Source organism: Inquilinus sp. NPDC058860, assembly GCF_042743185.1.
Lineage (GTDB): Bacteria > Pseudomonadota > Alphaproteobacteria > DSM-16000 > Inquilinaceae > Inquilinus.
Genome location: NZ_JBHYMS010000067.1, coordinates 1 through 18,475 on the forward strand (window position 1 = coordinate 1; position 18,475 = coordinate 18,475).

Below are 18,475 nucleotides of genomic sequence, written 5' to 3' on the forward strand. Positions count from 1 at the left end.
GCCCCACCCCCAAGCCCCCACCCCCGTGGGGGGGGGGGACGGAGGGATTTTCTGCCGGCGCCCGGTGTCGGCTTCGACGATCCGAACCCTCAGTCTTGACGGCCTCGGCCGTGACCCGGGTGCCGGGCGGCGGGTGGTCCAGCAGGATCCGGCGCAGCGACTCGAACTGCTCCGCCCGCGGGTCGCTCTGGCGCCAGGCCAGGCCGACCATGCGGCCGGGCGGCGGCCCGTCGAAGCCGGCATAGCTGACCAGGCCGCCGACGCTGGCCTCGCCCAGGGTCGCCAGCCGCGGGAACAGGCTGTAGCCGGCGCCGGCCGCGATCATCTGGCGCAGCGTCTCCAGGCTGGTGCTGTGGCGCTTGCCGCCGAGGCCCGGCGTGCCGCAGACGTCCAGTGCCTGGTCGCGCAGGCAGTGCCCGTCCTCCAGCAGCAGCAGGCCGTCGCGCGGCAGCTCGGCGATGCGGGCGGCGCCGTCCGCCGCCACCGGCCGGTCGGCCGGCTGGGCCAGCACGAAGGGCTCGAAGAACAGCGGCGCCGTCGCGATCTGCGGGTCGGCCACCGGCAGCGACAGGAACACCAGGTCCAGCGCGCCGTGCCGCAGCGCTTCGACCAGTTGGTAGGTGCGGCCCTCGTGCAGCACCAGCTCCAGCTTCGGGAAGGCCCGGCGCAGCGGCCGCAGCATGTGCGGGAACAGGTAGGGGCCCAGCGTCTCGATCGCGCCCACCGTCAGCGGGCCGGACAGCGGCGCGTCCAGCTCCTGTGCCAGCGCCATCAGCCGCCGCGCCTCCAAGAGCACGCGGCGGGCCTGCGCCAGGATGACCTCGCCCTTGGCCGTCACCAGCACCGTCTTCGGGCCGCGTTCGAACAGCGTCAGGCCCAGCGTCTCCTCCAGCTTGCGGATCTGCATGCTCAGCGCCGGCTGGCTGACGCCGCAGCGCTCCGCCGCCTGGCCGAAATGGCGCAGCTCGGCCACGGCGACGAGATATTCGAGATCGCGGAGGGACAGGCCGGAGAGGGTCATGGCGGCACGATAGGGTTGGGGAACGGCCTTCCCCTTTTTGTCATGCCCGGGCTTGACCCGGGCATCCAGGGCGGCCAGAGCCGCTCTTGGTGGCCCCTGGATCGCCGGGTCAAGCCCGGCGATGACAATGGGGAACTGAAGAAATCATACGATAAGCAAGATCTATCTTCTAGATAGTATTCATCGATTGGATCTTATCGAAGCGGTCAGCGAGGCTCCGGTCAGCCACAGGAGCCCGCCATGCCGCCAGCCGCCATCTCCGTCCCTCGCCGCATCGCCCTGGTGCTGCTGCAGATCGGCGGCCCGGACCGGCTCGAGGCGGTGGGGCCGTTCCTGCGCAACTTCTTCTCCGACCCCGAGATCATCCGCCTGCCGGGTCCGCTGCGGACTGCCGTGGCGCGGCTGATCGCCTGGCGCCGCACCCCGGTCGCGACCGGGATCTACCGCCAGCTCGGCGGCGCCTCGCCGATCCTGGGCCAGACCTGGACCCAGGGCTGGGCGGTGGCCGAGCGGCTGGCCGATCTCGGCGAGGTCCGGCCCTTTGTGGCGATGCGCTACTGGCACCCCTTCGCGGCCGAGACGGCGGCGGCGGTCCGCGCCTGGCGGCCGGACGAGGTGGTGCTGCTGCCGCTCTATCCGCAATACTCGACCACCACCACCCGATCCGCCCTGACCGACTGGGCGCGCGCCGCCGGCGAGGCGGGACTCGCGGTGCCGACCCGGACCCTCGACGCCGCGCCGACCGATCCTGGTTTCATTGCCGCCCAGGCCGACCTGATCGGCCGCGCCTGGCCGGCCACTGGCGGGCCGTACCGGCTGCTGTTCACCGCCCACGGCCTGCCGCTGCCGATCGTCCAGGCCGGCGATCCCTATCCCGACCACGTCCGCGCGTCGGCCGAGGCGGTGGTGGCGGCGCTCGGCATCCCCGGCCTCGACTGGCGCATCGCCTTCCAGAGCCGGGTGACGCCGCAGCAATGGCTCAAGCCGGACACGGAGGAGGAGGTGAGGCAGGCCGGGCGCGACGGCGTCGGCCTGGTGCTGGTGCCGATCGCCTTCGTCTCCGAGCATTCCGAGACGCTGGTCGAGCTCGACATCGAGTACCGCGCGGCGGCCGAGGCGTCCGGCGTCGCGCCCTTCATCCGCGTCCCGACCGTCGGCGTGCATCCTGCCTATGTCGCCGGGCTGGCGGCGCAGGTCCGGCACGCTCTCGGCGCTACGCCGCTGAAGAAGGCCGCCTGATGCGCCCATCTCTGAACGCGCTGCTGGCCGACCTCGCCCGCCACGGCGCCAGCCTCACCCTCGAGAACGGCCGGGTCGGGGTGCAGGGCGAGCTGCCGGCGGAGCTGCTGCTGCGGCTGCACCGCCATCGCCGCGACCTGCTTCCCCTGGTCGAACGCGGCGTTCACTTATCGCGCCGATAAGAACGATCGATTTCCCTGATCGAAGCGCAACGGCAACTCTCTTCCCATGGCGGACTTCCCGCCCCGACAGGAGCCCTCGATGACCACCCTGACGACGACCTTCGGCGCCCCGGTTCCGGACAACCAGAACTCCCTGACCGCCGGCCCGCGCGGCCCGGTGCTGATCCAGGACTTCCACCTGATCGAGAAGCTGGCGCATTTCAACCGCGAGCGGATCCCGGAGCGGGTGGTGCACGCCAAGGGCGCGGGCGCCTACGGCACCTTCCGCGTCACCGCCGACGTCAGCAAGTGGACCCAGGCGAAGTTCCTGTCTGAAGTCGGCAAGGAGACCGAGGTCTTCCTGCGCTTCTCCACCGTCGGCGGCGAGAAGGGCTCGGCCGATGCGGAGCGCGACCCGCGCGGCTTCGCCTTGAAGCTGTACACCGAGGACGGCAACTACGACATCGTCGGCAACAACACGCCGATCTTCTTCATCCGCGACCCGCTGAAGTTCCCGGACTTCATCCACACCCAGAAGCGCAACCCGGCGACCAACCTGAAGGACCCGACGGCGGTGTGGGACTTCGCCTCGCTGTCGCCGGAGACGCTGCACCAGTTCACCATCCTGTTCAGCGACCGCGGCACGCCGCGCAGCTATCGCCACATGGACGGCTTCTCCAGCCACACCTTCAGCTGGATCAACGCGGCCGGCGAGCGGGTGTGGGTGAAGTATCACTTCAAGACCAGGCAGGGGATCCAGAACTTCACCGGCGAGCAGGCGCAGGCGATGACCGGCATCGACCCCGACCACGCCACCCGCGACCTGTTCGCTTCGATCGAGGACGGCGAGTTCCCGGCCTGGAAAGTCTCGGTGCAGATCATGACCGAGGCGGAGGCCGAGGCCTTCCCGATCGACCCGTTCGACCTGACCAAGGTCTGGCCGCATGCCGGCCACCCGCTGATCGAGATCGGCGAGCTGGTGCTGAACCGCAACCCGCAGAACTACTTCGCCGAGGTCGAGCAGTCGGCCTTCAGCCCGGCCAATGTGGTGCCCGGCATCTCCTTCAGCCCGGACAAGATGCTGCAGGGCCGGCTGTTCGCCTATGGCGACGCGCATCGCTACCGGCTCGGCGGCAATCACGGCCTCCTGCCGGTCAACCGGCCGCATGCCGCCGTCGCCAGCAACTACCAGCGCGACGGGGCGATGCGTTTCGACGACAACGGCAAGGGTGCCGTGAACTACGAGCCGAACAGCTTCGGCGGGCCGCAGCAGGACCCGGCGGCGGCCGAGCCGGCGCTGCCCCTGCGTGGCGCTGCCGACCGCTACGACCACCGTGCCGGCAATGACGACTACCGCCAGGCCGGCGACCTGTTCCGCCTGATGGACGACGGCGCCCGCGCCCGGCTGATGGACAACATCGCCGGCTCGATGCGCCCGGTGCCCGAGACGATCCAGCGCCGCCAGATCGCCCATTTCGCCAAAGCCGACCCGGCCTATGGCGCCGGCGTGGCCGAGCGCCTGGGCCTGACCGTCGCGATCGACGCCGCCGCCTGAATCCGAACGGGCGGCGGCTGTTGCTCTGTGGGGCCGCCGACCGGACTGGCCCGCCATCCTCCGGGATGGCGGGTCTCTTCCTGCCTCAGCCCTGGAAGCGCAGCACCGGCAGGAAGCGGTGCAGGGTCTCGAACACGCAGAATTCCGGCGGGCCGAGCTGCAGCACCGGATGGGCCTCGATGAAGGCCTCCCCCAGGCGCTGATGCGCCGCCAGATGCCGCTCCGCCTCCGCCGGGCTCAGCCATTCCAGCAGGTAGCTCAGCGTGATGTGGAAGCGGTAGGACTCGTGGTTCGGTTTGCGCAGGCCCAGGATCAGGGCGAAAGCCTCGCGCAGGCCGCGGATCTGGCGGGTGGTGTCCTCGTCCGCCGGCTCCAGCCCGACCACGGTGCCGCCGGTGCCCATCGGCACCAGCCCCACCGGGCGCATGGCGAAGCGCTGCGGCACGGACAGGCCGTGCAGCCGGTCGATGAAGCGGCGGGTGATGTCCTCCAGCGGGGCGTCGGGCGCGACGCCCTCCGGCCAGCGCTCGGGCGACCGCTCGGCATAGGTCACGCCCTCGAACACGGTCATGTGGTAGCTGGACGCCGGCAGGAACGCGAAACGGCCGCCCCAGGGCAGGTCGCGCAGCCGGTTCGCCAGCTCGGCCAGGGCCGGCAGCTCCGGCGCCGTTTCCAGGATGTGGCAGATGATGGTGTTGCCGCGGAAGGGCAGGGGCGACCCGTCGCGCGCGAATTTGTAGCCCAGCGTCGGGTTCGGCGCGCCCTCCGCGGGCGCTGTCAGGCGCGAGGCGAAATCGATATGGTCCAAGGCTGTCTCCGTCGATCGGTCCGGACGGGCGTAGCAGCCGGATCGCGACAGGATGATGACGGGGTCATCCGCCCGGCAGCGCCTTCTCCATGAACACGCTCAGCGGGTCGGGGCCGTAGGCGCCGAAGGGACCGGTCTCGCGATAGCCGAAACGGCGGTAGAGGCCGAGCGCCTCGGCCGACTTCACCCCGGTCTCCAGCCGCAGCAGCCGGATGCCGGCGCGGGCCGCGTCTGCCTCGAGCGCCTGCAGCAGGGCGCGGCCGATGCCGAGGCCGCGGGCCTCGGCGGCGACGAAGATCCGTTTCAGCTCGGCAGTGCCGTCGCCCTCGGGTGCATAGCCGCCGCAGCCGACCGCCCGCCCGTCCTGCCGGGCCACCAGGAAGCGCACCCGCTGGGCCAGCAGCGCGGCGACACTCAGTCCATGCCGGCTCTCCGCGGGGTACAGCCCGGTCGAGCGTCGATCGGCCTGCTCCAGGAGCCCATGCACCTCGGCCTGATCCGGCGTTTCCGGGGCGATGATCAGGGTCATTCGTCGTCCTTCCAGCAGCGCCGGACGATGCCGGCGAGGTCGATGTGGAACACATCCGGGTTGCTCAACGCCGCCCAGGCGGAGAAGCCGTCGCGGTTGTCGAAGCTGTGCAGCAGCAGGGCCAGCAGGTTGCCGTGGCTGACGACCGCCACCGGCCCCTCGGCGCCGGCCGCGGCGTCGGCCAGCGCCGCGAGGCCGCGCCGGGTCGCCGCGGCCCCGGATTCGCCGCCGGGCCAGGCCAGGGCCGGGTCGGCGAAGGAGCGGCGCAGCCGGTCCCGCCAGTCCTCGGCCGGCTCCGCCGCCAGCACCCGCTCCGCCAGCCGGGCGTCGATCCGGACCGCCAGCCCCAGCCGCTTCGCCAGCGGGGCGGCGCTGTCCCGTGCCCGCAGGAAGGGGCTGGAGACGATGCGCGCGATCGGCAGCCCGGCCAGCCGGTCGCGCAGCCGCAGCGCCTGGTCGTGGCCCTCCGCCGTCAACGGCGCCTCCGGCTCCTGGCCGGCGGCCCGGCAGTGGCGGATCAGGTAGAGCTCTGCGGTCACGATCGTCCCTTCCGCTGTGTCCGTCCAGTCTAGCCCGCCGCCGGATTGACCGGCTCGCGGGACAGCGATGCGCCGATGGCGGCTTCGGGCCGGCGCGACTCGTGCTAGGGGAACGGAAACCGAACGCTTTCCGCCGCCCGGCGAGGCCCCATGCCCTTCGATGCCTGTCCCGACCGCGTCGCCCCCGCGCGGCGCGCCGCCCGACTCGCCGCGCTGAGCCTCGGCGTCGTCGTGGTCCAGGTCGACGTCACCGTCGTCAATGTCGCGCTCGACCAGATCCAGGGCCTGATGCAGGGCGGCGTCGCCGCGCTGCAATGGGTGGTCAACGGCTACACTTTGGCCTTCGCCAGCCTGCTCCTGACCGGCGGCGCACTGGGCGACCGCTTCGGGGCGCGGCGACTGTACCTGGCCGGCTTCGCCCTGTTCACTTTGGCCTCGCTGGCCTGCGGCCTGGCGCCGAACGGCACGGTGCTGATCGCCGCCCGCGTCGCCCAGGGGCTGGGCGGGGCGCTGCTGATGCCGTGCTCGCTGGCCCTGGTCGCCCATGCCTATCACGATCCGGGCGAACGGATGCGGGCGATCGGCATCTGGGCCGGGGCCGGCGGCATGGCGATGGTGGCCGGGCCGGTGGTCGGCGGCGTGCTGGTCGCGCTGCTCGGCTGGCGCAGCATCTTCCTGATCAACCTGCCGATCGGCGCGGTCGGCCTGTGGCTGACCCTGCGCTTCACCACCGAGACCGAGGGCCGGCACAACCGCGCCCTCGACCTGCCGGGCCAGGTGCTGGCCATCGTCGCGCTGGTGGCGCTGACCGGGTCGATCATCGAGGGCGAGCCGCTGGGCTGGACCCATCCGGCGGTGCTGGGCGGGATGGGCCTGTTCCTGCTGGCCGGCATCGGCTTCCTGCTGGTCGAATCCCGCAGCGCGGCACCGATGATGCCGCTCGGCCTGTTCCGCCACCCGGTGTTCTCGGCGATCTCGCTGATCGGCTTCCTGCTCAACGCCGGCTATTACGGCTCGACCTTCCTGCTCAGCCTCTATTTCCAGGGGCCGCTCGGCCTGTCGCCCTTGCTCACCGGCCTCGCCTTCGTGCCGATGACCGGGCTGATCGCCGTCATCAACGTCTTCGCCGGCCGGATCGCAGCGCGCCACGGGGCGCGGCTGCCGATGGTGTCGGGGCTGTGCGTCGCCGTCGCCGGCTTCGGCGCGCTGGCACTGGCGCTCAACCCGGCGACCGACTACGGCGGCCTCTGGTGGACGCTGCTGCTGATCGGCTGCGGCACGGCGCTGACCGTGCCGCCGATGACCGCGGCGCTGCTGGCGACGGTCGACCGCGCCCGCTCCGGCATCGCGTCGGGCGTGCTCAACTCGCTGCGCCAGACCGGCGGCGCCCTCGGTGTCGCCGTGCTCGGCGCGGTCGGCGGCGGCGGCATGTCGGTCGAAGGCATGCGGCTGGCGATGGGGCTCAGCGGCGGGGTGCTGATCTTCGCCCTGCTGGCCGCGGTGATCTGGGTCCGGAAGCCGTCAGGCTAAGGCGGGGCGGCGGGCTTTGCTCTTCTGCAGCCGGCGCAGCGCCGCCAGCAGGGTGATGGCCAGGCCGGCGCCCAGCACGATCCAGGCCGGGCGCGGGCCGAAGGCGAAGCTCAGGTCGGCGCGCAGCACCCGCATCGGGTCGATTCCGGTGAACAGGCCGTACATCGCCGCCTCGCCGCCGGCCGTGACCAGGGCGGTGACCACCGACAGCACGGCCAGCGACCACAGCGGCAGCCCGTCGCCGCGGCCGAAGCGGCTGTCCAGCACGCGCCAGGCCAGCAGCCAGATGGTGAAGCCGGCCAGCATGGTCGGGATGGCGACGTCGACCTTGGACTGCATCACCCCATGCACCAGCCCCAGCACCACGACCGGATAGACCAGCTGGTGCAGCCGCTGCCAGGTCTTGCCGCCCAGCCGCTTGATCATGGCGTCGGTCGAGGTGGCCAAGAGCGGCATCAGCCCCAAGAGCGCCAGGAAGCCGATGGTGAGGTACAGGCGCTTGACGATCTCCGACGCCACGAAGCTCAGGTCGAAATGCTGGGTGGCGGTGTAGCCGGTCAGGTGGATCAGGACATAGGTGGCGGCGGCGACGCCGATCATGCGCCGCACCTGGATCAGCTGCGGCCAGCGCAGCGCCCGCTTCAGCGGCGTGATCGCCAGGCCGATGACCAGCAGGTACAGCACCCACAGCCCGATATTGCGCTGGAAGGTCTGCACCGGGTCGGCACCCAGGTCGCCGGCCGCGAGGCGCCCGCCATACCAGAGGCCGGGCAGGAGCAGCAGCACGAAGACCACGGATTTCAGCCAGGAGAAGCGGCCGGCACGGTCGGTGAAGGGCGAACGCATCAGATCCTCGGTGGACGCGGTCGGGTCGCGGCCACGGAGAGAATAGCGCGGCCATCCCTCTATACGGAGGGAATGGCCGGGACGTTTCATGACAACGGAGTCATTTGGGGAGAGATGGAGCGCGTAGGTTGGGTTCGCGCATGCGAACCCAACACCCCGCAGTGGGCACCCCATGTTGGGTTCGCCGACGGCGAACCCAACCTACGCCTCAGGCTTCCACCTCGGCCGTGACCACTCGCTCCGCCGCCACGTCCGTCAGCACCGTCGCCGCCACCACGTCGTGGTCGGAGATCGCGGCGCCGGCGGCGTCGACCGCCGGGATGGTCTCCGGCGCCTCGGCCTCGACATGCCGGGTGAACAGCCAGTCCAGCCTGGCGAAGGGCGGCACCGGCGTGCCGTCGGGGCGGGTGCGCTGGGTCGGGCCGGGCGCGTTGCAGCGGCGCCAGTCGAAGCCGGCGTCGCGCAGCACGGCGAACAGCGGCTCTTCCGGCGCCTCCAGGGATCCCGACGCCTCCTTGGTGTTGACGTCGCCGCCCAGCACCACCCCGGCGCCGGCCGGCACCAGCCGGTCGATCGCCGCGGCCAGCCGCTCGCCCTGGCGGGCACGGTCGGCGGCGTCGCTGTGGCTCTCGAAATGGGCCGAGACCAGCCACAGCGGCCGCGGCGCGTCGAGCCGGGCGGCGACCGCCATGCGCCCGCCCAGCCGGCGCTGGTTGCCGCTGCGGCCGGCGAACCAGGTGCCGCCGGGGTCGAGCGGGATGATCACCGGGTCCAGCAGCGGATGGCGGCTGAGGATGGCGTTGCCGTGCAGCCCGACGCGGTTGTCCTCGTCGGCGTGCCACTCGCATTCGCGGGCGTCGCCGAGGCCGAGCTCGACGAACTCCACGCCATAGGCCCAGCCCATGCCCAGCGCCTCGGCCAGGTCGCGCACCGTGTGCCGGTTGCCGGACCGGGCCATGCCGATATCGGCCTCGGTCAGCAGCACCACATCCGTGCCGCGCAGGAGGGCGGCGGAGGGAGCGTGGTACTTCAGCCGCTCGGCGTTCCAGGCGGCGACGCGCAGCTGCGCCCCGGCCGGCCGCTCCCCTGAGTTTGAATGGGGCGGAGCCGGCCGGTGCTCGACCGCGTGGAGCGCCGGCACCTGGGCGGCGAATCGGTCATGCGCGTCGTCCGGCGCCAGGGCGGCGTCGGCCAGCAGGATCGGGTCGGGGGCCGGCAGCACGCCGGCCCGCCGCGTGATGATCTCCCGCATCAATCAGGCCGCGAGCGCGCGCTGGTTGACCAGGTCGGCCAGGCGCCGGGCGCGGGCCAGGCTGTCGGCCAGCTCGGCATCGTAGCGGTCGGCGTTCAGCTCCAGGATCATCACCGTGTCGGGCTGGAAGCGCAGCTCGCCGAAGATCTCCTCCCAGGCGATGTCGCCCCAGCCCAGCGGCAGGTGCAGGTCGCCGATGCCCAGCGCCACCGCCTCGGACGGCTCGTAGAACCTGGTCATCGTGTAGGGCCGGCCGAAGCTGTCATGCACATGCAGATGGCCGGTGGCCGAGGCCATGCTGCGGATCTGGGCGCGCCAGTCCAGGCCGCGGCGGGTGCTCTCGATATAGGCGTGGCTGAAGTCGATCAGCGTGCACAGGTTCGGGTGGTTCAATGCCCGCACCGTGTCGGCGACCTCGGCCGGGGTCTGGCGGTACTCGCTGTCGTCCATGGCGAAGATGTTCTCGAAGGCCAGCTTGACGCCGTAGCCGCGGGCGACCTCGGCCAACTCGGCCAGGGCCTCGCGCTCGATCGCATCCAGCCGGTCGCGGCCGGCCTGGTCGGTCATCGCCGCCTTGCCGCAATGATGCACCAGCACGCCGGCGCCGACCTGGTCGCACAGCTCCAGCATCGCCCGTACCACCGCCTTCTGCAGCGGCAGGTTCTGCTCGTCCATGAAGTTGGAGACGATCTGGCCGTGCACGGTGTAGCGCAGATCGTGGCGGCGGACGATCTGCTCCAGCTTGTGCACCCGGTCGGGCAGCACGCGGCCGCCGGCGATCAGATCCTCGCCGTACAGCGACAGCTCGGCGGCGTCGGCGCCGAGCGCGGCGATGCGGCCCAGGCTGGCGTCCAGGCGCGACAGGTCGCCCTTGCCGCTGACGCCGGTGGAGAAGCCGATGGCGGTGATGATCTCGGTCATGGTGGTCTCTCGATCTCAGGCGGCGGTGGCGACGGCGAAGCGATGCTCGGCCGGCAGGTCGGCGTCGAGCCGCAGCCCGGTGTGCGGGTCGAAGAAATGCAGCTGCGACGGCGGCAGGTAAAGGCCCAGCGGCTGGCCGGGGACGTAGTCGGCCTCGGCCCCGGTGGTGACGGCGAAGGACAGGCCGTCGATGTCGGTGTGGATCACCCGGCCGGCGCCCAGCTCCTCGATGAAATCGACGGTGGCGACAAGCGCGCCGGGATGGTCGGTCGGCACGATCTCCACCAGCTCGGGCCGGATGCCCAGCGTGGTGGAGCGCTCGACGAAGCGGCCGCCGAAGGCCGGGTCGATCGCGACCGACTTGGTCTCGTCGAAGCCGAACTGGCCGGGGGCGAAGATGCGGCCCTCGATGAAGTTCATCGCCGGCGAGCCGATGAAGCTGGCGACATAGCGGGTGCGCGGGTGGTTGTAGATCTCGGCCGGGCGGCCGATCTGCTCGACCACGCCCTTGTTCATCACGATCAGCACGTCGGCCAGGGTCATCGCCTCGACCTGGTCGTGGGTGACGAAGACCGAGGTGGCGCCCAGGCGCCGGTGCAGGCGGCGGATCTCGACCCGCATCTGCACCCGCAGCTTGGCGTCCAGGTTGGACAGCGGCTCGTCGAACAGGAACACCTCCGGCTCGCGGATGATGGCGCGGCCCATGGCGACGCGCTGGCGCTGGCCGCCGGACAGGGCGGCCGGCTTGCGGTCGAGGAAGTCCTCGAGCCCGACCAGCTTCGCCACCTCCCGCACCTTGGCCATGCGCTCGGCCTTCGGCATGCCCGCCACCTTCAGCGCATAACCCATGTTCTGGGCCACGCTCATATGCGGGTACAGGGCATAGTTCTGGAACACCATGGCGCAGCCGCGCTCGCGCGGCTCCAGCTGGTTCACCACCCGGCCGCCGATCGCGATTTCGCCGGCGGTGATCTCCTCCAGTCCGGCGATCATGCGCAGCAGGGTCGACTTGCCGCAGCCCGACGGGCCGAGGATCACGGCGAAGGTGCCCGACGGCAGGTCCAGGTCGACGCCGTGCACCACCGGCGTCTTGCCGTAGCTCTTGCGCACGCCGCGGATGGCGATATGGGCCATGGCTTTCTCCTTCACTTGTCGGTGGCGATCAGGCCGCGCACGAACCAGCGCTGCATCAGCGCGACGACCAGCAGCGGGGGGATCATCACGATCAGGGTGCCGGCCATGGCGATGTTCCATTCCGGCAGGCCGCCCTGGTTGGTCGGGATCAGGCGCTTCAGCTCGACCACCGCGGTGCTGAAGGACTGGTCGGTGGTGACCAGCAGCGGCCAGAGGTACTGGTTCCAGCTGTAGACGAAGAGGATCGCGGCCAGCGCCAGCATGTTGGTGCGCGACAGCGGCATCAGGATCTCGGCGAAGAAGCGCATGGCGCCGGCGCCGTCCATCTTCGACGCCTCCAGGAGCTCGTCCGGCACGGTCAGGAAGAACTGGCGGTACAGGAAGGTGCCGGTGGCGGTCGCGATCAGCGGCAGGATCAGGCCGGTGTAGGAGTTCAGCAGGTTCCACTGCAGGTCGACCTGCAGCCCGATGGCGGCGAGGATGCTCTGGAACGGCGACAGCGCGTTGGCCGCGATCGAATAGGTCGGCACGATGCGGACCTCGAGCGGCAGCATCAGCGTGGTGAAGATCAGCCAGAACACCAGCATCCGCGCGCGGTAGCGGAAGAACACGATCGAGAAGGCCGTCAGCGCCGCCAGCACGATCTTGCCGGCGGTGACGCCGATCGCGACGATCAGGCTGTTCAGCAGCTTCGGGCCGAACTCCGCCTGGTCCCAGGCGGCGGCGAGGTTGTCGATCAGGTGGCCGCCGGGGATCAGGCTCATCGGCACCTGGTTGACGCCCTGGATGTCCTTGGTCGCGGCCGCCAGCACGATGGCGAAGGGCAGCAGCACGAGGACCAGCCCGGCGATCAGGATCAGATGCGTCAGCGCGTTCAGGATCGGGGTGCGTTCGATCATCGCCGTCCTCCCTCAGCTGTAGTGGATTCGGCGTTCGACCCAGCGGAACTGGACGAAGGTGAGGACCATGACCAGCAGCATCAAGACGATGCTCTGGGCAGCGGCGCCGGAGTAGTCGAGGCCTTTGAAGCCGTCGAAATAGATCTTGTAGACCATGACCTCGGTGCCGCGGGCCGGGCCGCCCTCGGTCATGATGTCGACGATGCCGAAGCTGTCGGTGAAGCTGCCGGTGAGGTTGATCACCATCAGGAAGAACAGGGTCGGCGCGATCAGCGGCAGCTGGATGTCGCGCATCCGGCGCAGGGCGCCCGACCCGTCCATGGCGCTGGCCTCGATCAGGCTCTTCGGGATCGACTGCAGCGCCGCCAGGAAGAAGATGAAGTTGTAGCCGATCCAGATCCAGGCGTGGCACAGCACGACCATGATCAGGGCCTGGGTGCCGTTCAGCACCGGGTTCCACAGGCCGGGCCACAGCGCGTTGATCGCGCCGATCATCCCGCTCTCGGGGGCGAAGATGAAGCGGAAGGCGATGGCGGCGGCGGGCGCCGCGATGGCGTAGGGCCAGACGAAGATCGAGCGGTAGGCCTGGAAGCCGCGCAGCTGGCGGTCGACGAACAGCGCCAGCACCAGGGCGCCGGCCATGGCGATGCCGGTGGCCAGGACGGCATAGGCGAAGCTGACGCCGACCGAGCCCCAATAGGCGCTGTCGCCCAGGAGCGCCCGGAAATTCTCCAGCCCGACCCATTCATTGCCGCCGCCCCAGGGCTGCTCCAGCGTGAAGGCCCAGTACAGCGCCTCGCCGGCCGGCCAGTAGAAGAACAGGAACACCAGCAGCAGCTGCGGCGTGATCAGGAGCCAGGCCAGCGTCCGGTTCTTGAAGAAGGCGCGTTTTTCCATCGGGTCCGAGGCGGCTGGTAGGGAAGGGGCGGGGACCTGCACCCCTCACCCTCCCGTGGGCCGGGAGGGTGAGGGGGCTGCGCCGGTTAGAGCAGCTGCTTGCCGGCGTAGGTCTTCTCGAAGCGGCGCAGGATCACGTTGCCGCGCTCCACCGCCTGGTCGAGGCCGTCCTGCACCGACACCTTGCCGGCGATGATCGCCTGCAGGGCGTCCTGGACCTCCTTGCGGATCTGGATGTAGCCGCCGAGGCGGATGCCGCGCGAGATCGGGGTGGTCGGGGTGTAGGTCAGGCTCTCGATCGCCAGCTCGCGGCCCTTGTAGGGTGCCTTGTCGTAGAAGCCGGCGGCCTTCATCGCCTGGAAGCCGGAATTGGTCACCGGGATGTAGCCGGTGACGGTCGACCACCACTCGGCCGAGGACGGCTGGGCCAGGAAGTTCAGGAACGCCGCGGCGCCCTTGTATTCGGTCTCGGACTTGCCAGCGAGGACCCACAGCGAAGCGCCGCCGACCAGCGAGTTCTTGCGCTCGGTGCCGGCCCAGACCGGCAGCTTGACCACATCCCAATGCATGTCGGGCGCGGCCAGCTTGCCGATAGTGCCGTGGTCGGCGACCGAGGACTGGGTCATCTGGCAGGTGCCGGAGGCGAAGGCCGGGACGACGTCCTGCCCGCCTTCCTTGGTCTTCAGCACGAACAGGCCTTCGTCGTACATCTTCTTGATGAAGGCGACGTGGTCGACGAACTTGGTCTTGTTGAAGACCAGCTCGGCATCGAGCCCGTCATAGCCGTTGCTCTTGCTGGCGATCGGCTGGTTGTGGATCGCCGAGAACTGCTCCAGCGTCGGCCAGGGGTCGAAGTTGAAGGCCAGCGGGCAGTCGTAGCCGGCGGCCTTCAGCTGGCGGGAGATCTGCTCGACCTCCTCCCAGGTCTCCGGGCCCTTGTCGCGGCCGATCTTGGCGAAGGCGTCCTTGTTCCAGTAGAACAGCGCCGTCGAGGAATTGTAGGGGAACGACATCAGCTCGCCCTTCGACGTCGCGTAGTAGTTCGCGATGCCGGGGAAATAGTCGTCCCACTTGATGTCGTAGCCGTTGTTGGCCATCAGCTTGCGGGCCGGGACATAGGCGCCGGACAGCATCAGGTCCAGCGTGCCGGCGTCGAACACCTGCACCACGGTCGGCTGCTTCTGGGCGCGGTAGGCGGCGATGGCGTTCTGCACCGCGTTCGGGTAGCCGCCCTGGCCGACGCAGACGGCCTCGAAATCGGCCTGGCTGTCGTTGAAGCGCTTGCAGGTGTCCTGCACCCGCTGCTCCAGGTCGCCGGTCAGCCCGTACCAGAACTCGAACTTGGTGCGCTCGGCCGCCTGGGCCGGCTGCGCAAACACCGCGGCGGCGGCCAGCGCGAAGGCGGCCGCCGACAGCTTGGTCACGACGGTCATGTCTGTCTCCCCTTGGCCGCCCTGCACGTCCGCGACGGCGGCGACGGGATCGTTCCCTACAAGCGGAAGATGACGGTTCGGTTTAACAACCGTATCGCCTGGATGACATTTGCTCGCCCGGCCTGTGGATTCCGGCAACAACTGCAAGAGATTAGACGAAAATGCGATAGGTCCGTGCCATTGCGGGCTTGTGCCAATTCCATATTTCTGCAATTATGGAAATATGAATGAGATCGCAGCGATCGAAGGGCTCGGCGCCCTGGCCCAGTCGACCCGGCTCGCCGTCTTCCGCCTGCTGGTCCAGGCCGGGCCCGATGGGGTGCCGGCCGGGACCGTGGCGGAACGGGTCGGCGTGCCCAGCACCACGCTGTCGACCCATCTCGGCATCCTCAGCCGCGCCGGCCTGATCCGGTCGCGGCGGGACGGCCGGTCGATCCTCTATTCCGCCGATCTCGACGGCGTGCGGGCGCTGCTGTCCTTCCTGGTCCAGGATTGCTGCAACGGCCGGCCGGAGATCTGCGCGCCGCTGATGGTCGCCATCGAGCAGGCGAGCTGTGGCTGCGCGCCGGCGCCGTCTGCCTAAGGAGGCTGGCATGACCGATCCGGTCTTCAACGTACTGTTCCTCTGCACCGGCAACTCGGCCCGATCGATCATTGCCGAGGCGATCCTGAACCGGGTCGGCCAGGGCCGGTTCCGGGCATTTTCGGCCGGCAGCCAGCCGAAGGGCAGAGTTCATCCGCGAACCCTCGCGCTGCTTCAGCACAGCCACCACGATATCGGCGGCCTGCGCTCCAAGGGCTGGGAGGAGTTCAGCGGGCCGAACGCCCCGCGGCTCGATTTCGTGTTCACCGTCTGCGACAACGCTGCAAGCGAGGTCTGCCCGATCTGGCCCGGCCAGCCGATGACCGCCCATTGGGGCGTCCCCGATCCGGCCGCGGTCGAGGGCAAGGAGTCCGAGATCGGCCTGGCCTTCGCCGAGACCTACCGCCTGCTGTTCAACCGCATCTCGATCTTCACCAGCCTGCCGCTGCGGTCGCTCGACCGCATCTCGCTCGGGCAGCGCCTGCGCGAGATCGGCCAGACCAAGAGGGAACCGGCATCGCCATGAGCGCGGTCACGATCTACCACAACCCGGCCTGCGGCACGTCCCGCAACGTCCTCGGCCTGATCCGCAATGCCGGCATCGAGCCGACGGTCGTCGAATACCTGAAGACGCCGCCGGGCCGGGCCGAGCTGGCCGATCTGATCCGGCGCATGGGCGTCCCGGTGCGGGCGGTGCTGCGCGAGAAGGGCACGCCCTATCACGAGCTCGGCCTCGACGATCCGGATCTCACCGACGACCAGCTGCTCGACGCCATGACGGCGCATCCGATCCTGATCAACCGGCCGATCGTCGTCACCGAGCGGGGCGTGACGCTCGCCCGCCCGTCCGAGGCGGTGCTCGACATCCTGCCGGCGCCGCAGCGGGGCGAGTTCCGCAAGGAGGACGGCGAGCTCGTCGTCGACTCCTCCGGCAAGCGCGCCTGACCCACCCCGACCGATTGGACCTGTCATGAACGCCGAGACCAGCGCCGCCGCGGCCGAAGGCATGCCGGCCGCCGCCCCCGCCATGGGGGTGTTCGAGCGGTACCTCAGCCTATGGGTGCTGCTCTGCATCGTCGTCGGCATCGGCCTCGGTTCGCTCGTGCCGGGCTTCTTCGCCATGGTGGCCTCGGCCGAGGTCGCCAAGGTCAACCTGCCGGTGGCGGTGCTGATCTGGGCGATGATCGTGCCGATGCTGCTGAAGATCGACTTCGCCGCGCTGGGCGAGGTGAAGGCGCATTGGCGCGGCGTCGGGGTCACCCTGTTCGTCAACTGGGGCGTCAAGCCGTTCTCGATGGCGCTGCTGGGCGGCCTGTTCATCGGCCATCTGTTCGCGCCCTGGCTGGCGCAGGACCAGATCCCGTCCTACATCGCCGGGCTGATCCTGCTGGCCGCGGCGCCCTGCACCGCCATGGTCTTCGTCTGGTCCAACCTGTGCGAAGGCGAGCCGCATTTCACCCTGAGCCAGGTCGCGCTGAACGACCTGATCATGGTCTTCGCCTTCGCGCCGCTGGTCGGGCTGCTGCTCGGCGTCGCCTCGATCAGCGTGCCCTGGGACACGCTGCTGCTGTCGGTGGTGCTGTACATCGTCGTGCCGGTGGTGGCGGCGCAGCTGTGGCGCCGGTCCCTCCTGGCCGCCGGCGGCGAGCCGGCGCTGCGGCGGACCCTGGCCGTGCTGCAGCCGCTGTCGCTGACCGCCCTGCTGACGACGCTGGTGCTGCTGTTCGGCTTCCAGGGCGAACGCATCCTGACCCAGCCGGTCGTGATCCTGCTGCTGGCCGTGCCGATCCTGATCCAGGTCTATCTCAACGCCGGCATCGCCTACTGGCTCAGCCGCCGCCTCGGCGTCGCCTGGTGCGTGGCGGCACCAGCGGCGTTGATCGGCGCCTCGAACTTCTTCGAGCTGGCGGTGGCCGCGGCGATCAGCCTGTTCGGCCTCGGCTCCGGCGCGGCGCTGGCCACCGTGGTCGGCGTGCTGGTCGAGGTGCCGGTCATGCTGTCGGTCGTGCGCCTGGTGAAGGCCTCGCGCGGCTGGTACGAGCGCCGGGCGGTCTGATCAGTCCAGCACCTCGGTCACCGGCCGCGGCTCGGCCGGTTGGCTGGGGCGGTCGCCGATCGGGCGCTGCCACCAGCCGACATTGTGCCAGGCGCCGTGCTTGAAGCCGACGTCGCGGTACACGCCGAGCGGCACGAACCCGACCGCCTCATGCAGGGCGACGCTGGCCGGGTTCGGCAGGGCGATGCCGGCAAAGGCGGCATGGTATCCCTGCCGCTGCAGCAGCACGAACAGCCGCTCGTACAGCGCGCGGCCGGTGCCCTGCCGCCGCCCGGCCTCGGCGACATAGGCGCTGACATCGACCGACCAGCGATAGGCCGGCCGCGCCCGGTGCGGGCCGGCATAGGCATAGCCTAGGGTCCGGCGATCCCGCTCCAGCACCAGCCAGGGATAGGCCGGGATCGTGCGGCGGATGCGGTCGGCCATCTCCGCCACCGTGGGCGGCGTCAGCTCGAAGGAGATCGCCGTGCCGGCGACGATCGGGGCGTAGATGGCCTGGAGGGCAGGGGCGTCCTCCGGCGTGGCGAGGCGGATCATCGGGTGTCCCGGCCGGCTGAGATTTGGATACATTACCCATTGACTCATCGACCTTCAAGGTATGAGGATCAAGCCATGGCCGAAGCCCGCAGACTCTCCGCCGTCGTCCGTCCCGCGGTCGACTACACCAGCCGCTCCTACTGGGCCGGCACGATCAAGATGAGCCTGTCCAAGTTCTTCATCCTGCGCGTGCTGCACGACCGGCCGATGCATGGCTACGACATCGCCCGCGCGGTGGAGCTGACGACCAATGGCTGCTGCTCCCCCACCGAAGGCACGATCTATCCCGTGCTGCGCGAATTCGAGGAGGGCGGCTACGTCACGGTCGAGAGCAGCGTCGTCTCCGGCCGCCCGCGCAAGACCTACACCCTGACCGGCAAGGGCCGCGAGGCCTTCAAGGTGGGCGTGGAGGCCTGGCTGGAGGTCACCCGGGCGCTGACCGAGACCGAAAGCGTGATCGCCCGGGAGGGCAGCGGCGGTTGCTGCAGCTAGCCTCTCTTTTTATCTGAATACATCGACCATCAATGCCTAGAGC

The 18,475-nt window shown here is 70.1% G+C and carries 21 protein-coding genes; 9 read left to right on the forward strand and 12 right to left on the reverse strand.

What is annotated here, in order from left to right; translation table 11 throughout:
• On the reverse strand, nt 1-1,021 hold a 1,021-nt coding region (locus ACFW16_RS30955; RefSeq protein WP_380312541.1), incomplete at its 3' end, for a LysR substrate-binding domain-containing protein.
• A 240-nt stretch (nt 1,022-1,261) separates the two neighbouring features.
• Here ACFW16_RS30955 and hemH point away from each other — a divergent pair.
• From hemH to ACFW16_RS30970, 3 genes are all read left to right on the forward strand, one after another.
• Nucleotides 1,262-2,260, forward strand: coding sequence for a ferrochelatase (gene hemH, locus ACFW16_RS30960; protein WP_380312543.1), 999 nt, complete (start codon nt 1,262-1,264; stop codon nt 2,258-2,260).
• Nucleotides 2,260-2,442 carry a hypothetical protein gene (locus tag ACFW16_RS30965; protein WP_380312545.1) on the forward strand — a complete coding sequence of 61 codons (183 nt, stop codon included), beginning with the start codon at nt 2,260-2,262 and terminating at the stop codon, nt 2,440-2,442. Before hemH ends, ACFW16_RS30965 begins: the two co-directional genes overlap by 1 nt.
• A 79-nt stretch (nt 2,443-2,521) precedes the next feature.
• The gene (locus ACFW16_RS30970) at nt 2,522-3,976 is read left to right on the forward strand and encodes a catalase (protein ID WP_380312547.1); all 1,455 of its coding nucleotides are present in this window, start codon (nt 2,522-2,524) and stop codon (nt 3,974-3,976) included.
• A gap of 85 nt (nt 3,977-4,061) precedes the next feature.
• Here ACFW16_RS30970 and ACFW16_RS30975 read toward each other — a convergent pair whose 3' ends face one another.
• The 3 genes from ACFW16_RS30975 to ACFW16_RS30985 all read right to left on the reverse strand — a co-directional run bounded on the left by ACFW16_RS30975 (nt 4,062) and on the right by ACFW16_RS30985 (nt 5,852).
• On the reverse strand, nt 4,062-4,784 hold the full coding sequence (locus ACFW16_RS30975) for a DUF1868 domain-containing protein (RefSeq protein WP_380312549.1): 723 nt from the start codon (nt 4,782-4,784) through the stop codon (nt 4,062-4,064).
• Between the two features lie 64 nt (nt 4,785-4,848).
• On the reverse strand, nt 4,849-5,313 hold the full coding sequence (locus tag ACFW16_RS30980) for a GNAT family N-acetyltransferase (protein WP_380312551.1): 465 nt from the start codon (nt 5,311-5,313) through the stop codon (nt 4,849-4,851).
• A complete protein-coding gene (locus ACFW16_RS30985) occupies nt 5,310-5,852 on the reverse strand; it encodes a histidine phosphatase family protein (protein ID WP_380312554.1) in 543 nt (180 codons plus the stop codon). Before ACFW16_RS30985 ends, ACFW16_RS30980 begins: the two co-directional genes overlap by 4 nt.
• A 150-nt stretch (nt 5,853-6,002) precedes the next feature.
• Here ACFW16_RS30985 and ACFW16_RS30990 point away from each other — a divergent pair, with 150 nt between their 5' ends.
• A complete protein-coding gene (locus ACFW16_RS30990) occupies nt 6,003-7,382 on the forward strand; it encodes an MFS transporter (RefSeq protein WP_380312556.1) in 1,380 nt (459 codons plus the stop codon).
• On the opposite strand, the gene ACFW16_RS30995 is transcribed toward ACFW16_RS30990, so the two are convergent.
• The 7 genes from ACFW16_RS30995 to ACFW16_RS31025 all read right to left on the reverse strand — a co-directional run bounded on the left by ACFW16_RS30995 (nt 7,374) and on the right by ACFW16_RS31025 (nt 14,764).
• Nucleotides 7,374-8,228 carry a sulfite oxidase heme-binding subunit YedZ gene (locus ACFW16_RS30995; RefSeq protein WP_380312557.1) on the reverse strand — a complete coding sequence of 285 codons (855 nt, stop codon included), beginning with the start codon at nt 8,226-8,228 and terminating at the stop codon, nt 7,374-7,376. The two genes, ACFW16_RS30990 and ACFW16_RS30995, sit on opposite strands and share 9 nt — an antisense overlap.
• 208 nt (nt 8,229-8,436) lie before the next feature.
• Nucleotides 8,437-9,480 (reverse strand): endonuclease/exonuclease/phosphatase family protein, encoded by a 1,044-nt coding sequence (locus ACFW16_RS31000; RefSeq protein WP_380312558.1) that lies wholly within the window; start codon nt 9,478-9,480, stop codon nt 8,437-8,439.
• Between the two features lie 3 nt (nt 9,481-9,483).
• Nucleotides 9,484-10,401 (reverse strand): sugar phosphate isomerase/epimerase family protein, encoded by a 918-nt coding sequence (locus ACFW16_RS31005; RefSeq protein ID WP_380312561.1) that lies wholly within the window; start codon nt 10,399-10,401, stop codon nt 9,484-9,486.
• A gap of 15 nt (nt 10,402-10,416) precedes the next feature.
• Nucleotides 10,417-11,535 (reverse strand): sn-glycerol-3-phosphate ABC transporter ATP-binding protein UgpC, encoded by a 1,119-nt coding sequence (gene ugpC, locus ACFW16_RS31010; protein WP_380312563.1) that lies wholly within the window; start codon nt 11,533-11,535, stop codon nt 10,417-10,419.
• Nucleotides 11,536-11,546: 11 nt separating this feature from the next.
• Nucleotides 11,547-12,434: a sn-glycerol-3-phosphate ABC transporter permease UgpE gene (ugpE, locus tag ACFW16_RS31015; RefSeq protein WP_380312566.1), complete on the reverse strand. Its 888-nt coding sequence runs from the start codon at nt 12,432-12,434 to the stop codon at nt 11,547-11,549.
• Nucleotides 12,435-12,446: 12 nt separating this feature from the next.
• Nucleotides 12,447-13,331 (reverse strand): ABC transporter permease subunit, encoded by an 885-nt coding sequence (locus tag ACFW16_RS31020; RefSeq protein ID WP_380312567.1) that lies wholly within the window; start codon nt 13,329-13,331, stop codon nt 12,447-12,449.
• Between the two features lie 86 nt (nt 13,332-13,417).
• Nucleotides 13,418-14,764 (reverse strand): extracellular solute-binding protein, encoded by a 1,347-nt coding sequence (locus tag ACFW16_RS31025; protein WP_380312569.1) that lies wholly within the window; start codon nt 14,762-14,764, stop codon nt 13,418-13,420.
• A gap of 223 nt (nt 14,765-14,987) precedes the next feature.
• Here ACFW16_RS31025 and ACFW16_RS31030 point away from each other — a divergent pair, with 223 nt between their 5' ends.
• From ACFW16_RS31030 to arsB, 4 genes are all read left to right on the forward strand, one after another.
• Nucleotides 14,988-15,347 carry an ArsR/SmtB family transcription factor gene (locus ACFW16_RS31030; RefSeq protein WP_380312571.1) on the forward strand — a complete coding sequence of 120 codons (360 nt, stop codon included), beginning with the start codon at nt 14,988-14,990 and terminating at the stop codon, nt 15,345-15,347.
• Nucleotides 15,348-15,357: 10 nt separating this feature from the next.
• On the forward strand, nt 15,358-15,873 hold the full coding sequence (locus tag ACFW16_RS31035; protein WP_380312573.1) for an arsenate reductase ArsC: 516 nt from the start codon (nt 15,358-15,360) through the stop codon (nt 15,871-15,873).
• Entirely contained in the window at nt 15,870-16,292 is a 423-nt protein-coding gene (arsC, locus tag ACFW16_RS31040) for an arsenate reductase (glutaredoxin) (protein ID WP_380312575.1), read from the forward strand. Before ACFW16_RS31035 ends, arsC begins: the two co-directional genes overlap by 4 nt.
• Nucleotides 16,293-16,374: 82 nt before the next feature.
• Nucleotides 16,375-17,403: an ACR3 family arsenite efflux transporter gene (gene arsB, locus ACFW16_RS31045; RefSeq protein WP_380312620.1), complete on the forward strand. Its 1,029-nt coding sequence runs from the start codon at nt 16,375-16,377 to the stop codon at nt 17,401-17,403.
• Here the strand turns inward: arsB and ACFW16_RS31050 are convergent, their stop codons facing one another.
• Nucleotides 17,404-17,940 (reverse strand): arsinothricin resistance N-acetyltransferase ArsN1 family B, encoded by a 537-nt coding sequence (locus ACFW16_RS31050; protein WP_380312577.1) that lies wholly within the window; start codon nt 17,938-17,940, stop codon nt 17,404-17,406. It lies immediately after the preceding gene.
• A gap of 75 nt (nt 17,941-18,015) precedes the next feature.
• Here ACFW16_RS31050 and ACFW16_RS31055 point away from each other — a divergent pair, with 75 nt between their 5' ends.
• Entirely contained in the window at nt 18,016-18,432 is a 417-nt protein-coding gene (locus ACFW16_RS31055) for a PadR family transcriptional regulator (protein ID WP_380312579.1), read from the forward strand.
• The last annotated feature ends 43 nt before the right edge of the window (nt 18,433-18,475 follow it).

Coding starts and splice junctions, on each gene's coding strand:
- hemH (WP_380312543.1), top strand. CDS start 1,262: ATGCCGCCAGCCGCCATCTCCGTCCCTCGCCGCATCGCCCTGGTGCTG.
- ACFW16_RS30965 (WP_380312545.1), top strand. CDS start 2,260: ATGCGCCCATCTCTGAACGCGCTGCTGGCCGACCTCGCCCGCCACGGC.
- ACFW16_RS30970 (WP_380312547.1), top strand. CDS start 2,522: ATGACCACCCTGACGACGACCTTCGGCGCCCCGGTTCCGGACAACCAG.
- ACFW16_RS30980 (WP_380312551.1), bottom strand. CDS start 5,313: ATGACCCTGATCATCGCCCCGGAAACGCCGGATCAGGCCGAGGTGCAT.
- ACFW16_RS30990 (WP_380312556.1), top strand. CDS start 6,003: ATGCCCTTCGATGCCTGTCCCGACCGCGTCGCCCCCGCGCGGCGCGCC.
- ACFW16_RS30995 (WP_380312557.1), bottom strand. CDS start 8,228: ATGCGTTCGCCCTTCACCGACCGTGCCGGCCGCTTCTCCTGGCTGAAA.
- ACFW16_RS31000 (WP_380312558.1), bottom strand. CDS start 9,480: ATGCGGGAGATCATCACGCGGCGGGCCGGCGTGCTGCCGGCCCCCGAC.
- ACFW16_RS31005 (WP_380312561.1), bottom strand. CDS start 10,401: ATGACCGAGATCATCACCGCCATCGGCTTCTCCACCGGCGTCAGCGGC.
- ugpC (WP_380312563.1), bottom strand. CDS start 11,535: ATGGCCCATATCGCCATCCGCGGCGTGCGCAAGAGCTACGGCAAGACG.
- ugpE (WP_380312566.1), bottom strand. CDS start 12,434: ATGATCGAACGCACCCCGATCCTGAACGCGCTGACGCATCTGATCCTG.
- ACFW16_RS31020 (WP_380312567.1), bottom strand. CDS start 13,331: ATGGAAAAACGCGCCTTCTTCAAGAACCGGACGCTGGCCTGGCTCCTG.
- ACFW16_RS31025 (WP_380312569.1), bottom strand. CDS start 14,764: ATGACCGTCGTGACCAAGCTGTCGGCGGCCGCCTTCGCGCTGGCCGCC.
- ACFW16_RS31030 (WP_380312571.1), top strand. CDS start 14,988: ATGAATGAGATCGCAGCGATCGAAGGGCTCGGCGCCCTGGCCCAGTCG.
- ACFW16_RS31035 (WP_380312573.1), top strand. CDS start 15,358: ATGACCGATCCGGTCTTCAACGTACTGTTCCTCTGCACCGGCAACTCG.
- arsC (WP_380312575.1), top strand. CDS start 15,870: ATGAGCGCGGTCACGATCTACCACAACCCGGCCTGCGGCACGTCCCGC.
- arsB (WP_380312620.1), top strand. CDS start 16,375: ATGGGGGTGTTCGAGCGGTACCTCAGCCTATGGGTGCTGCTCTGCATC.
- ACFW16_RS31050 (WP_380312577.1), bottom strand. CDS start 17,940: ATGATCCGCCTCGCCACGCCGGAGGACGCCCCTGCCCTCCAGGCCATC.
- ACFW16_RS31055 (WP_380312579.1), top strand. CDS start 18,016: ATGGCCGAAGCCCGCAGACTCTCCGCCGTCGTCCGTCCCGCGGTCGAC.